Below are 14442 nucleotides of genomic sequence, written 5' to 3'. Positions count from 1 at the left end.
AATAGTGTTCCATAGTTTAACCGAACTAACGAAGATACCCTACTCTATCGGCATAACATATGATAAAACAAGAAAGAAGCAAAAAGAATATTCTTTTTGCTCTGAATGAATTATTACCCTATATAAAACGAAAGCAATTAGTATTTAGAAGTACAAGGTATATTAGGTATACAATGTGGAACATCAGGTATACATCTTGGTATATTAGGCACACAGCTTGGCACTTTAGGTATACAGTGCGGTATTTCAGGCATACAATGCGGAACATCAGGTATACATCCTGGTATCATTTTTGTCCCTCTTTTCAATATTCATTTACATATTATATGTATAAACCTAAGGACAAGCTTGTACGCTTGTCCAATATATAGAAATTTTTTCAACCTCAACATATTAGCGCAGATAGAAATAAACTGAGTGTAATTTCCTAAATTCTATAATCTTTAGTTACCGTAATAGATTTTATATAAAATGAAAAACATTAGAATCATTCATTTCAACAATTTTTATTATACATAAATATGTAAAATCCCCTTTTATCTTGATCTATACTCTTTCTAATAACAAAAATTTCTTTTCTAAAACATATTACAAACACTGCCTTTACTCTCTTTAATATCCTTGGTATATATTTTTGAGTTACTAGATAATCTACCCAAGAGTTTGTCCAATTTCTACATATACTAATATTGGAAATCTAATGTTCATTAGGAGTGAAGTATATGTCAACACATTTAACAGGACGAGTCATCTTCAAAGGGGACCCTGGCTATAAGGAAGCAATTAAGAATTGGAACCCTTATGTTGATGTCTGTCCTCTTGTCTTTGTTTTTGCACAAAATTCATACGATGTCAGTAATGCTATTAAATGGGCCCAAGAGAATAAAGTGCCTTTACGTGTCAGAAGTGGCCGTCATGCTTTGGATAAGAACCTTTCAGTAGTAAGTGGAGGAATTGTTATTGATGTAAGCGACATGAATAAAGTTTGCCTTGATAAAAAAGCTGAGATTGCAACAGTTCAAACAGGCATTCATGTGGGTCCACTTGTAAAGATGTTAGCTCGAGAAGGCTTTATGGCTCCGTTTGGAGATAGCCCTACCGTTGGAATTGGAGGAATTACAATGGGAGGAGGATTTGGAGTACTCTCACGATCAATTGGCCTTATAAGCGATAACCTTCTTGCATTGGAAACCGTAGATGCAAAAGGCAAGATTCTTCAAGCAAATCAATCTTGTAATGAGGACTTATTTTGGGCTTCTAGAGGTGGAGGGGGCGGGAACTTTGGATATAATACCGAATACACGTTTAAAGTTCATCGTGCCCCTAAAACTGCAACCGTCTTCAATATTATTTGGCCATGGGAGCAATTAGAAACGGTATTTAAAGCTTGGCAAAAATGGGCACCGTTTGTAGACGAACGTTTAGGGTGCATACTTGAGATTTACAGCAAAGTAAATGGTTTGTGTCATGCAGAAGGAATTTTCCTCGGTTCAAAAAAAGAGCTGATTAAATTGTTAAAGCCTTTACTAAGTGCTGGAACCCCAACACAAAAAGTTATAGAAACATTATGCTATCCAGATGCTATAGACTTCTTAGATCCCGATGAGCCAATCCCTGGTAGATCCGATCAGAATGTTAAATTCTCCTCGGCTTGGGGACTTGATCAATGGTCGGAAGAGCCTATTTCAATCATGAAGAAGTTTTTAGAAGAAGCTACTGGCACAGAAGCCAATTTCTTTTTTATAAATTGGGGTGGTGCTCTAAGCAGAGTACCAAGTAATGAAACAGCATTCTTTTGGCGCCGTCCATTATTTTATACGGAATGGACGGCTAGTTGGGAAAATAAATCACAAGAAGCTTCCAACCTTGCATCAGTTGAAAAAGTACGTCAACTGATGAAACCATATGTAAAAGGTTCGTATGTTAATGTTCCAGACCAAAACATTGAAAAGTTTGGAAAAGCATACTACGGCTCAAACTTCGCAAGGCTTCGAGAAATAAAGGCAAAATATGATCCTGATAATTTATTTCGTTTTCCACAAAGCATCCCACCCTCTTGTTAACCATTCAAAATTTAATCAAACAGCCCTTCTTACAGCTGAACGCTTGATTTAGCCCGATATAGAAAGAACTATTGCTCTCAATAGTTCTTTCTATATTTAAAGTATATGTAATATATGAAGTTAGTTAAGAAAATGGCTCTTATATCGTACATAAAAACTTTTGTACTTTAAAAAGAAACAAGCTTTATTGTTACGTATAACTTCTATGAAGCAAGATCTTTAGCTTATTTCGCTACTTCAGCAGGAGTTATTAAAGAAGGTTGTATGTGAGTATGTAAAAACTTCGTAATGGTTTGAATGGTCGTACGATCCATAAGACCCCTCCTTCGCTTCCCCCTATTATAGCAAATTTTATTTCTCTAGATAAGAATAGGTTCCATACTTTCTTTTTAGACGGATGAAAGTACTTAATGTGGTGGTGATGTAGTTCGCTTACATTATAGGCGACTTATTACCTTCTTATTCTCAAAACCCATTTTCTTCTCTCTTTCTTTTTCATTTTATGATAAGTTCAACTAAAAGATTGAACAACCTTTTTTCTTTATGCATAATAAGTTCAACAGAAGTTCAACTTAAAAATGAGGTGTATAAAGATGAAAATTTCACGTTTTAATAAAGACTGTGGAAACTCCGTTGATATGAATATCGTTGATGGATACCTATTTGATTTCCCAACCAACGTCGTAGAACTCCAAAAAGATGCTGCTGATTCTTTCTTTACAGATGCCGTAACAGCACCGCAAGAGTTCAAAAAGCGTATCTTACTATCCACGACTATTGGTGACGAAGAGAAAGAACGTTATTTCTTAGTCGGTGACATTGCAGCAAGCCAACAACTTGCCAACAATCACATCAATCGTTTACATAACAAAATTACAAGCCATATTCCTTATGTGACATTTTTAGCTGCCATTGCATACTACCACGCATTGCATACGAAAGATCAAAAGGATAATAGCATCGAGATTGACTATTTCTCTACGATGTTACCAATTTGGTTGCTAAAAAAAGAAAGCACATTTGGTGAAGCGCAAAAAGCAATGGCCACTCGCTTCTTAGGTGACCATGCTTTCCGTATTCATACACCAGGGTTCGAAAAAGACATAAAAGTTTCTGTAGAAGAAAGTGCATGCTTAAAAGAAGGTGAAATTGCACGCTTTGCATTAAAGAAAGACTTAACTCTTCAAGACCGTGAAGATGCTAATGAATATGTAGAATGTGAAACCGTGATGGTCGATATTGGTGGAGGATCCATTGATGTTGTTATTTTACCTGAAGGATTAAAAGCCGCAAACAGTCGCGAATCATTCCAAAGTATTGAAGGTATTCCATATCTAGCGCACATTGATAAGTTACGCAAAGAGAAGTTCCCAGAGTTGTTTACCGATTTACGGGCATTTGATCAATTTATTTTGGATAACTACAGCAAACAAAAGTTTGAACTGAAAAATGAAAACATAGGTCAGTCCATTGATTTAACGGCTCAAATTACATCTTCTCTAAAAGACTATGTAGAGATTTTATTAGCGAAGTTAAATGATGTAGCGCCACCACCAGCCAATAAAATTCGTAAATATGTATATAGTGGCGGTGTCGCTCCTACACTAGAAGTAGCCATTATGAATAGCATGAATGAAAAAATCGGTGAAGAACGCACAGAGAAATATCATAAAGTTCCAGAAGATAGTCGTCACTTGAATTTATTCGGCTTAGAAATTCGAAGCATTGGATATCTTCAAAAGAAACAAGCAGAGAAGAAAGCCGTTAAATCCTAACAGCGTAGGTGATAACCATGTCAGAGCGTCAGAACGCCTTTACGATTAAAACCAATCAGTTGAGTGATGAAGTCTATGACATCCTTGCAAAATATGCAAAGTCTCGAAAATTAGGGGACTATATTTCATCTTTAATTGTTCGGGACCTCCATCGTACATCTAACGACCAAGTAGATACGAGGCACAGAACAGAAGAACTTCTTGAGCATATCAATTCCGAATTACGGGAGTTAAAACAATTAGCTCAGGCTAATGGGTTCGCGGGTAAACGAGAGGATATCGAGGAGAAGCCTTCAGAAAACCACACTATCAAAGAAGGAAAAATTGCAGATTTAGAACACGTGTCCGGATCTTTAGATGATGATGACCTCGAAGAATTTAACGATTTCTAAAGGGGAAAGCACTAGATATATTAATATGCGAGTGCTTTTATGCGCTACATTGAATCTTTGCTATTAAAGTTTAATTATATTAGTACTATATATAAAAGCTATCCATTAAATGGATAGCTTTATTTTTTTACTCACCATAATAAATGTTCTAGTTTTAGATAGAGATGTAATCAAAAAAAGTATTTGATTCACAAGAATTCTTTTACTTTTTCAATAAATCGTTTAATACGGGTTTTTATACATTCAACTCTTACTAAATAAAAGGAAATGAACAAGTTCTCTAGAATTTATATAAATAAAATTTCATTATATAGCAAACACAAAGAGAACATATTAGGAACGGGGGCCAACTATGGATATCAAGCAGGATACAATAAATGCTGAAGAAATGGCCAAGCGATTAAATACAACTTCCAGCAATATTAGAAAATGGTGTATTGAATTAGAAAAACAGGGTTATGAGTTTGTCAAAGATACTAGGCGGAAACGTTACTATTCTAGTACTGATCAAACTTTATTATCAAATTTAAAATATGCTATTCAAGAGAAAAAACTGCCTTTAGAAATAGCTGCCATGACTGTTGTAAATGGGTTTGATAGGAAGCGTTCCTCCTCAAGCACACAAGAAGAACACATAATAAATAAAAAAAATAGCCTTGAGCTTACTGTTTCCCAAGAACATAATAATCACACAACAGATGCAGTATTAAATACAATAAAAGTACAATTTGAACAACAACAATCCATTAACAATAAATTATTAGAAATGCTAGACCATTATAAAGATGCTCTAAAAATATTAAAAGACGAAAGAAAAATAGAACAAGAACAGATGAACAAACAGTTAAAAGGATTAGAAGAACGTTTGGCTAAAGAAATAAGTCAACAAATTAATAATAGAGATAAATCGATAATGGATTATATACATCAGTCACAAAAACAAAATCAACAACAATTGTTAGAAATTGCAGCTGCAAAAGAAGGGAAAACAAAAGGTTTTTTCACTCGTTTATTTAGTAAATAACCCTTTGATTATGTATGAAGTGTTCTTAACCAGGCACACAAGAGGACTTACTTTCTCATTAACAAGAGGTTGACCTGGCCGCCTTAAGGCGGCCTTTTAGCTTTTATGAATAAAAAGTTAATATCCACAAACAATCGCAACTTTCAAATCAAAGTCGTATGTAATGTAAAATTGAAAGACTAATGACTGATGATTATTATGGCATATTATTTAGTTGTTTCATTTCCTCCAATAAAAAGCCCTTGTCATTGCTTCTTATTCAATCCTCCTCCATGGATTATAGTCTCAACTCTAGAAATGCGATCATGTATCTTATCCCCTTTTGAACAATTCACTGATAAAGTCTACTCAATGTATTACCCCAATAGAAAGTAGTATTGAAAAATAAATGCAAGGGCTCCAATAATTTAAAATTCCCCCCCTCCTTCAAAGAAAATCTTATATTTAATTAATAAGAACAAAAGATATATTTACTCATACAAAAATTTATAAATATTTAAATTCAAAAAGAAAAAAGTAAAAGGGACAAGCATACAAGCAATTTTTTAAATTTTTCATATTAATAAAATATCAATATATAAAGGAGGGTAAACTTTGGGTTCTTCCAAAAAGGGAAATCGTCACCGTGGTTCTCATAAGTGCTCCGATCACTGTTGTTGTCTTACTCCAAAGTCTTCAAGAAAAAAAGAAACAGGCTATAGGAAAAGAAAATCAACATGCTTTGAAAAAGATACATCATTTCACAAAAAAGATAATAAACCCCATTCACTTGTTGGATTTGAAGCAAACCAAGAATTTCTTAGCAATCAACTTTCTGATTCAATAATTATTGTGAAAAATTCTTGTAATGTTGATGTTAATTTGACAGATAGACAAACGATATTAATCTTTCAAACATTTATACAATTGTTAGCGATCTTTTTGCTATTAATAGGTTTAGATACCAATTCAATTAAACTATTTATAGAGGAAGTTTCGCAAATTGTAAAAGTGATACAGGAAAGCGAACAAAAAGTAATTATTAAAAATAGCTGTCATGTTAATGTCAGGGCAACGCATACAGATACAGTAATTTTTTTACAAAGTTTTTTGCAAGCCTTAGCAGTTTTATTAGCTGTCTAAGATTATTTAAAAATTTAATTTATATATCTAAAAATAAGCTTTTGACTAAACTATAACGCAAAAACAATGGAAGTTAAGGAATTTAATACTATACTCTATATCAACTAAAAGCGTACAAGCTAATAAAAAAAGGAGAAAAAGCCTTTAGAATTATAGAAGCAGACAACTGTTTATTTTAAGGGCTTTTTTAATTAAAAATGTAATGATATCGCCAGATAAATATAAAAGCCTTAAAAATGTTAGTTGAATAAGTTATAACGTCAATAAAGAAAGGAAGATTGAGATAAAAAAGTCTAAAAGAATTTACATCACTGATCCAACAGACAATGGAATTTCTGAGTATTCTAATCCTATTAATAATAATGAGTGTAAGTGTAATCATCCAAAAATTGAAAGACAGGTCAATACACCTGATGATGGAACTACCCAAAGTGAAACAAGTTTAGCATATTTTAAAAATTTTATACTATATGGATTTAATGACCTTTCCGGAGAAAATGGAAATGTTTCAGCGTATGCCTTCTCAAACGATTTAGGTAATACCTGGTCTAGAAGTAGAATACTACCCCATAACCCAGGTGGAACAAATGGCGGAGACCCTGTAATAGCTGTAGACAAAAATGGTATTTTCTACTATGGCCAAGTTGGAGTAGAGACCATAGACGGTAATGCAGAAGGAGTAATTAGTGTATCTACAGGAACTGTTAATCGTAAAGGAAGAATAAGTATGAACCCTCCTCAAATTGTAGGGAGAGGCAAAAATCCAAAAGCTGACGCTGGGTCTCAAGATAAAGAATGGATTGCTGTAGGTCCTGACAGAAATAATCGAGGAAATGAAGCACTATATATTGCATGGACGGATTTTACTCCAGGAAGGGATACTACTAATATTCGCTTTTCAAAATTTACAACGGGACGACACATAACTCCAATTATTGAAAACAAGGATATTGTTGTCGGAAACGGTAAATTTGTTTCAGGTTCGTTTGTCGTAGTAGACAAGCGCGGTACAATTTATGTTTTTTATGAAGAAGTAGCTAAGAATGGATTTGGTGTACTAGGTCAACCTAACAGGACAATTCGCATGACTAAATCAACTGATGGTGGAAATACGTTTCCTATAGATGTAGCCGTTTCAACACCATTTGCAGCTGCAGCTACAACAACAAGACCATGTAATCGACCATCAATAGCCGTTAATAGTTCTAGACAAATTCGTATGAATGAATTCCCCCATGCTGCCATCGGTCCAGATGGTACTCTATACGCAGTATGGAATGCCGGTAGAGTTATAGGCAGTAGAACCTTTATCAATGTATTTTTAGCCTATAGTAAAGATAAAGGAGCTAGTTGGAATCAAGTTAACGTTAGTCAAAATATTGCCTATTCATTTTTCCCAAGTGTAACAGCTAATTGTGTAGGTGCCCATATTCAATATAGTCGCTTTAACGATCCGAATTTAGTAGGAGGCACGGGCAATGGAACATTCGGCATATTTATGAAAACCTTCTCTCTTCAGACAGGAGTAAGCAACGAAAAAGTTATAAGTAACCCATACTCTCGAGTACCTGTTACAATTAATTCGGAATGTTATATGGGAGACTATAATCAGATTATATCCGGCCCTGGCAGCTGCTTATTACATTCTTGGGGAGATAATCGTAATATTGTAAATGGTCAACTCAATCCCGATGTTTTTTTTGCATTAACCTCTCCAAATAAAAATCCCCAATAATGTAACTCCCTTTTAAAAAGAGTTTAATCCTTCCAAACCATACTATATAAGATAGACGCCCAATAAAATTTATTATTTAAGATTATGTAAAGTTGATTACACCCTACATTATGGACAGCAAATTATGATATTTATTTACCTTTCACTTAGGAGGAACAATACTCCCTGTTTCTCCTATTAATGCATAATATACAACTCTTTAATTACATAAAAACATCCCTTTTAAATAATTCTTCCGCAAAATTCCTATGTTAAAACCACTCTACTAAGTTAACCTTCAATTAGCTTTTATTCTAAAAAGTTATAAAATAGTGCACTATTAGAATTTCGCTGAACTTCTCTTCTACGTTCCACCGCAAATAAACCTCTAAGTGTTCCATAAAAATAAGCTGTAAAAGTGTTCTTTATTCGCTTTTTCTTGTAAGCGAAAATTGTCTCTTTAAATGCTTGAATAGCCACAAAATCTAGATGTTCTAAAGGTTGCTGAAGACCGCTTATTCTATAAGCCACTCGCACTTTCCCCCATAATTCATAAATATGGTCTGCGTAAGGAAAAAAAGGTCTTACAGCATCTTTAAAAGCTGTTGGAATAAAAGACGGTACATAATCCGATGAGAGTTTATAATTAATATTATTACGTATGTATTTATTTAAATCTTTTAAAGATAAATTATAGGTAGACTGTTTTTTTGTATCTTTATTCTTACTCTCCCAAGTGTTCTCATTATTTTCTGTTTTAACATCTGCTTCAACATTAGACTCTAAATCAAGCTGTAAATACTTAACCCAATAACTAAAATAAGGGTGATTTACAAATAAGTGCACTGGATTTCCCTTTCCATTGTTACGAGGACAGCGACGATAAACGGTAACAATTTGTCCTTGTTTTCGTAATTCTTTTAAATGACGATCGATTGTGCCTTTTGACTTTTCGTAGGTTTTACCTAAGTATGTACTGCCTGGGAAGCAAAATCCTTTTTCTGCAGCAAACCAACAAAGGCGGTCTAAAGCTTTTCTAGTTCCTTCGTGGAGACGATAAAATTTCTCTCCATAAAGGTTGATAATTTCTTTAAGTAATTTTCGTTTCATTGATTGATGTTGAGAACGGTTTTCTGTGAAACTCTGATAACTTTTCATATAATCAAATTCTTCTGTCGTAAGCATACGCGTAGTAGACATTAGTCTATCCTCTCCTTTTCAGGAACAAAAAAAGACATCGCATCCCAGAAAATAGGAAAACGATGTCGGATTTTTTGACAGACTACGCCCTTGAAATAAATCTAATTATCCGATAAAATAAAGGCGTAATTAAATTTATGTATTAGGACTTCGACAGGTGTTTTCCCTAGGTGTTTTAGGGTTAACGGTGTAAGGGTGTTGGCGCACCACTTGCACACGTTGGAGTCTTTTTATATTCCGCACTGTTTTGGTGACTCTATTATACCGTCTATTAATCTTATAATTCAATAAGAATTCATGAACTCCTCATAAAACCTCTGTATTTTAACTATGATTAAAAGTTACTTCGTTTGGATATACTCCTAATATTCTAAAAAACTCACTACAAATGTATCTGTTTACTTAATTATTAATCTTGAAAGTTGTAAAGTAAAAAAACAACTACTCTCTTATGTTGTTTTACTGTTTTACATATTGTTTTATATATTTGTTTTATTGTTTTATTGTTTTAGACCGTCTATAGACACTGGTATTACAACGTTTATAAGCCTAAACTATCACTAATTTTGCGCGAACTATCACTAATTTTGCGCGAACTATCACTAATTTTGCGTGAAACTATCACTAATTTTGCGTGAAACTATCACTAATTTTGCGCGAACTATCACTAATTTTGCGTTGGAAATGCAAATATGGCTTAAGTATCACTAATTTTGCGTGGACAATCTAGATGTGCTTTAAGTATCACTAATTTTGCGTTGAAAATGCAGACATGCCTCAACTATCACCAATTTTGCGTATTAAAATGAAGATTGAGTTTAATAAATCAAGAATGAGTAAGGTTTCTAAAGTCAACAAACCTCATGAAGTATCACTAATTTTGCGTGATATTTAATTTCTAAGGACAGATTGCTCTTTAACATGCAATTTACACAGTATCACTTTTATGATATTTTAGTGATAGTTTAGAAAAATATGGGGGATTTTATGAAGAAAACGACTGTCGTTCAACCATATGATCTGGAAAGTATAAATATAAAAAATTGGGTAACTAAATCAAACATCCTCATTGAGAGTACATATAAATTGTCTTTACAAGAGCAAAGAATTCTTTTAATCATGGCATCTAAAGTGCAGCCGAATGATGAAACGTTGAAGACCTATAGATTTCGAGCGAAAGACTTTATCGAAATCGTAGGCAATAAGAAAGGAACAGGTTTTTACTCTTATTTAAAAGAAATCGTGAATGGCCTTCAAACAAAAATTCTTACGATAAAAGAAAAAGGCAGACAAAGAAATTACAACTGGGTAATTACATCTATTTATGAAGAAAACGAAGGATACATAACATTACAGTTTCATCCTAGCTTAAAGTATCTTTTTTTAGAGCTTAAGGAAAAATTTACATCGTATCAATTAGAGAATGTAGTGAGGCTCAATTCGGTCTATTCCATTCGTATTTATGAACTGCTTAAGCAATATGAGCGTCTGCGAAAAAGGGAATTGACTCTTGAAGAATTACGTCATTTTTTAGCTATTGAACCTACTAAGTATAAACAGTATGGCCATTTTAAAAGTAAAGTATTAGCAGTAGCTCAAAAAGAAATTAATAATAAAACAGATATCCACTTTGAATTCGTGGAAGTAAAGACCGGTAGAAAAGTAACATCCATAGAATTCATTATTACCAGTTCCCCTGCATTGAATGATTCTAGCTCTATTCAAGAGAAAAAACTAGAATTAAATCAATCCTTATCGAAGTTAGAAGACAATACAAACAGCCTTGAGGATGATTTAGCGGGCTTAGGGGTTAAGCCGGAAAAAATAGAGTGGCTTTTATCAGAATTTACAAAAGAACACCTAGAAAGAAATATAAGATACACACAAGATCGTTTAATTATAGGAGATGTGACTCATCCTCATTCCTACGTAGTAAAGGCGATTCAAAAAGATTATGCCAAGCTTTCACACGAATCAAAGCTCCTTCAGTCTAAAAAGATTGCAAAAAAAGAGTTAGTTCCAGATTTTATGGTAGCAGCTAGAGAAAAACAACAAACTTTTAACGAGTCTACATTAAAAGACAAGCAAGAATTGTTCCTTGAAGAGGTTGGAACTCAAATAGAATTTGAAGAGAGGCTCCTTCAGTTTCAAGAATTAAAAAGAATGCTAATTTTAAGTTCAGATGAACCTAATCAAGAAGAAGTTAAAAAAGCTCAAGAAGCAGGTTTACAAGAAGTCATTCGGAATATAGAAGAGGACTTAAAAAAGCGTCAAGCCTTAGAGCTAGAGCCAAGGCTTGTTAAGGATTTTAAAAATAAAGAACTAAAGAAAATCTATAAAGAATTTTTGCAAAGTAAAATTTCAAATAAAACTTAGATCAAATATAGAAGAAATCAAAAAGCATGCCTTTAAGGGTATGTTTTTTTGTTTATTTTTTTAAACAAAACGGTAAATTTAATATATCGAATGTAATAAGAGAAGCTTCTATTTAGTGAGCGTGTTAATTATTTTTGTTATAATAATAGTATATTAAATTTACCTAAAGAAAGGATGTGTTTTATTTGGATAGGTTTCTTCTCCTTCAGAAATTCCTTTGTCATTTGAACGAATCTAAAAAAAAAGCTTCCACAATTTCAATGTATAAACATGATTTAAAAAGTTTTTTTGAATGGTTAAATCATTATCATCCTAATATCCCCCCGAAAAGCTTACCGCAGGACAAAAAATATTACGATGAGTACTTTAGGTATCTAAAAGAAAAAAACTTATCAGAAGCCAATCTGAGGCGTGTGGCATCACATTTGAATGGATTGTTAAAATATTATAACCTCACAAGTTATATTGGTCTTTTACAAGGAACAAACAAAAAACAACGTGAATTAACGGATACTGACTTTATAACTGAAGCTGACACGTTGCTTCTTTTAGATTCTATTATAAGCCATAAACACCTGAGTGATATTCAATCCCAAATACACAAATATATAGGGCCTCGTAATCATTCCATGTTTGTCCTTATGATTCGTTACGGCCTAACTGTTAATGAGGTTGTATCTCTCAATATAAAAGACATTAATTTTGGACAAAATACATTAATGGTTAAAAGTAGTAAAACAAATCGTATATTAGAGCTTTCTAAAGATGATAAAAAAATCATATATAATTACCTATCAACAATACCTTTGCTATTTAGACCTAAAGACTATACAGATGATCCATTATTTATTTCTTTTCATCCTCAAAAAATGGTTTATTGGTATGATTACAGTTTAGATAGACCTAAAAGGATTAGTGTAATTGGCACAAAACGTATGATTGAAAGAGAAGTTAAACGTTCAGGTATAAAATCAAATGTAAGATCTACTCACTTCCGAAACAGCTGTATTCTTAACAAGATTCATGAGGGGTATTCCAACGAACACATTATTTACTACTTTGGATTGTCTAGCCGCCATGCTTTATATCGATTCAAGCGATATTTAAGAGTAAAATAAAAAAATAAGTTAAACTTATTTTTTTATTTAAATCCTTTTATATCAATAATTATAATTTAACAAGTTAAACTTAAATGCGGATTCTATTCAGTGGATTCTAGAAAATAAAAACAAGTTCAACTTTAGTTAAACTTGGTGATTCACACTTTTAAAATTCACTTATTCGAAAATTAAATTATTATGGCATTGGTTTGCCCGATTAGTATAAATCATTAGCTTAAAAGCCATACGTCAAAATTATAATAACCAAATTTATTTACTATTATCTAGAATGTAATTAGATTTATTAATCTTGATTAAACACTAGAGAAAGTACATTCCAGATTCGGTGTAAACCCTTGATAATAAAAGGTTTGTTGTATTTCTAGATTTCGTTGTGAAATTTAAAAACCTTGAAAATAAACTATAAAAAAGTTAATGTTAGTTTTACCCTAAGAAGATATTTATATAAGGGTTGCGCAATCCAAAGAGTATTTCCATTAAATCACTACATTAGGGTAAAATTCTTAAGGATCTATCACTGATATTATTTTATAAAAAACACTTATATAAATCTTGACTTTAAACTAGAGAAAGTACATTCTAGATTCGTCTAAATCCTTTTTGTATCAAGGTTTTAGATGTTCTAGCTTTTGAATTCTAAGAAAAGAATATGTATATTTTTTAATGACAAAAGGAACCTGCTAAGTTATCAAATACATTTATTTGGAGACGCTTGTAAAATAAAGAATTCATTAATAAAATTAACGTATTGATTCTTACATTAAGTTTTTGAACTACATATATAACTTGTCTATTATGAAAAAAATCGTTTCACTCTTGCAAAGTTCATCATTTCATCTAGAATTAAAAAAAGAATAAGAGTTGACGTAAAAGAAAAAATATACATAAAAGAACAGGAATTTAAAGTGATTAATAGAATTTTACTAGAAATATAAAACTTGAATAACATCTGGTACAACTACGTTCTAGAATCGTAATTAACATTGATATATCAACTTTAAAGTTTATCTAGATTTTTATATAGAAAGGAGAAACCTAGAAAAATGTCTAAAAAAAATGAAGATGAAATTGTTTACACGCTGAAGGACACCGTAAAGCTAACTGGTTTAAGTATAGATCTTATTCGCTTATACGAGAAAGAATTCAACCTCCAAATTCAACGCACAGAAGGCGGGCATAGAAGATATAACAAACAAAACATTGATTTATTAACCGAAATAAAAAAAAGAATTCAAGAACAAAATTGGAGCTATAAGATGATAAATCAATGGCTTCAAGGTGAAATTGTGCCCGAAGCAGTTGAAGTTCAATCGAATCTTGAGAAGAAAATAGAATCTCTTGAAGATAAAGTTCAAGAATTGCTTAATCGCTCTGAAAAAGATGAGCAATTTCAACTAGCACTTATCCAACGATTAGATGAACAAGGGAGTCTTATAAAGAAACTTACAGAAAAGCTAGACCATCAAGACAAATATATTGAAAACAACCTAGAAAAACGAGACGAAAAATTGACTAGTGCCATACGTGAAATTAGCGATACAAAAAAACTAATCGCGGCCGCCCAAGAAAATCTAGATTCAAAACCAAAAGGATTCTGGAGTAAGATTTTTGGCGGTTAATATGTAACTTAAACTATAAAAGCAGCAGGATTTTTT

The 14442-nt window shown here is 32.5% G+C and carries 10 protein-coding genes; 9 read left to right on the top strand and 1 reads right to left on the bottom strand.

Annotated features, from left to right (window positions below; all coding sequences use genetic code 11):
- Positions 1-722: 722 nt before the first annotated feature.
- The 6 genes from ACFX4W_RS05045 to ACFX4W_RS05020 all read left to right on the top strand — a co-directional run bounded on the left by ACFX4W_RS05045 (position 723) and on the right by ACFX4W_RS05020 (position 8111).
- Positions 723-2063 carry an FAD-binding oxidoreductase gene (locus tag ACFX4W_RS05045; RefSeq protein WP_377559210.1) on the top strand — a complete coding sequence of 447 codons (1341 nt, stop codon included), beginning with the start codon at positions 723-725 and terminating at the stop codon, positions 2061-2063.
- A 593-nt stretch (positions 2064-2656) separates the two neighbouring features.
- A complete protein-coding gene (locus ACFX4W_RS05040) occupies positions 2657-3838 on the top strand; it encodes an Alp7A family actin-like protein (protein ID WP_377559279.1) in 1182 nt (393 codons plus the stop codon).
- 17 nt (positions 3839-3855) lie between these two features.
- Complete coding sequence (locus ACFX4W_RS05035; RefSeq protein ID WP_165574643.1) at positions 3856-4230, top strand: hypothetical protein; 375 nt, start codon at positions 3856-3858, stop codon at positions 4228-4230.
- Between the two features lie 352 nt (positions 4231-4582).
- On the top strand, positions 4583-5254 hold the full coding sequence (locus ACFX4W_RS05030; RefSeq protein ID WP_377559095.1) for a hypothetical protein: 672 nt from the start codon (positions 4583-4585) through the stop codon (positions 5252-5254).
- A 594-nt stretch (positions 5255-5848) separates the two neighbouring features.
- Complete coding sequence (locus ACFX4W_RS05025) at positions 5849-6376, top strand: spore coat protein (RefSeq protein WP_377559093.1); 528 nt, start codon at positions 5849-5851, stop codon at positions 6374-6376.
- Positions 6377-7103: 727 nt separating this feature from the next.
- Positions 7104-8111 (top strand): sialidase family protein, encoded by a 1008-nt coding sequence (locus ACFX4W_RS05020; RefSeq protein ID WP_377559091.1) that lies wholly within the window; start codon positions 7104-7106, stop codon positions 8109-8111.
- Between the two features lie 288 nt (positions 8112-8399).
- Here the strand turns inward: ACFX4W_RS05020 and ACFX4W_RS05015 are convergent, their stop codons facing one another.
- On the bottom strand, positions 8400-9248 hold the full coding sequence (locus tag ACFX4W_RS05015; RefSeq protein WP_377559089.1) for a transcriptional regulator: 849 nt from the start codon (positions 9246-9248) through the stop codon (positions 8400-8402).
- Positions 9249-10277: 1029 nt separating this feature from the next.
- Here ACFX4W_RS05015 and ACFX4W_RS05010 point away from each other — a divergent pair.
- The 3 genes from ACFX4W_RS05010 (at position 10278) to ACFX4W_RS05000 (ending at position 14406) form a co-directional block, all read left to right on the top strand.
- Positions 10278-11666 (top strand): replication initiation protein, encoded by a 1389-nt coding sequence (locus tag ACFX4W_RS05010; RefSeq protein ID WP_377559087.1) that lies wholly within the window; start codon positions 10278-10280, stop codon positions 11664-11666.
- Positions 11667-11851: 185 nt separating this feature from the next.
- Positions 11852-12784: a tyrosine-type recombinase/integrase gene (locus tag ACFX4W_RS05005; RefSeq protein ID WP_377559085.1), complete on the top strand. Its 933-nt coding sequence runs from the start codon at positions 11852-11854 to the stop codon at positions 12782-12784.
- Between the two features lie 1046 nt (positions 12785-13830).
- Positions 13831-14406 carry a MerR family transcriptional regulator gene (locus tag ACFX4W_RS05000; RefSeq protein WP_377559084.1) on the top strand — a complete coding sequence of 192 codons (576 nt, stop codon included), beginning with the start codon at positions 13831-13833 and terminating at the stop codon, positions 14404-14406.
- The last annotated feature ends 36 nt before the right edge of the window (positions 14407-14442 follow it).

It is taken from the genome of Priestia sp. YIM B13489 (assembly GCF_042787645.1).
GTDB lineage: Bacteria > Bacillota > Bacilli > Bacillales > Bacillaceae_H > Priestia > Priestia megaterium.
Note: the sequence above shows the minus strand (reverse complement) of the source record. Positions and strands in the feature narration are given on the sequence as shown.

What these genes read in the sequence shown, in the direction of transcription:
- ACFX4W_RS05045 (WP_377559210.1), top strand. Translation starts at nt 723, where the DNA reads ATGTCAACACATTTAACAGGACGAGTCATCTTCAAAGGGGACCCTGGC.
- ACFX4W_RS05040 (WP_377559279.1), top strand. Translation starts at nt 2,657, where the DNA reads ATGAAAATTTCACGTTTTAATAAAGACTGTGGAAACTCCGTTGATATG.
- ACFX4W_RS05035 (WP_165574643.1), top strand. Translation starts at nt 3,856, where the DNA reads ATGTCAGAGCGTCAGAACGCCTTTACGATTAAAACCAATCAGTTGAGT.
- ACFX4W_RS05030 (WP_377559095.1), top strand. Translation starts at nt 4,583, where the DNA reads ATGGATATCAAGCAGGATACAATAAATGCTGAAGAAATGGCCAAGCGA.
- ACFX4W_RS05020 (WP_377559091.1), top strand. Translation starts at nt 7,104, where the DNA reads ATGAACCCTCCTCAAATTGTAGGGAGAGGCAAAAATCCAAAAGCTGAC.
- ACFX4W_RS05015 (WP_377559089.1), bottom strand. Translation starts at nt 9,248, where the DNA reads ATGAAAAGTTATCAGAGTTTCACAGAAAACCGTTCTCAACATCAATCA.
- ACFX4W_RS05010 (WP_377559087.1), top strand. Translation starts at nt 10,278, where the DNA reads ATGAAGAAAACGACTGTCGTTCAACCATATGATCTGGAAAGTATAAAT.
- ACFX4W_RS05000 (WP_377559084.1), top strand. Translation starts at nt 13,831, where the DNA reads ATGTCTAAAAAAAATGAAGATGAAATTGTTTACACGCTGAAGGACACC.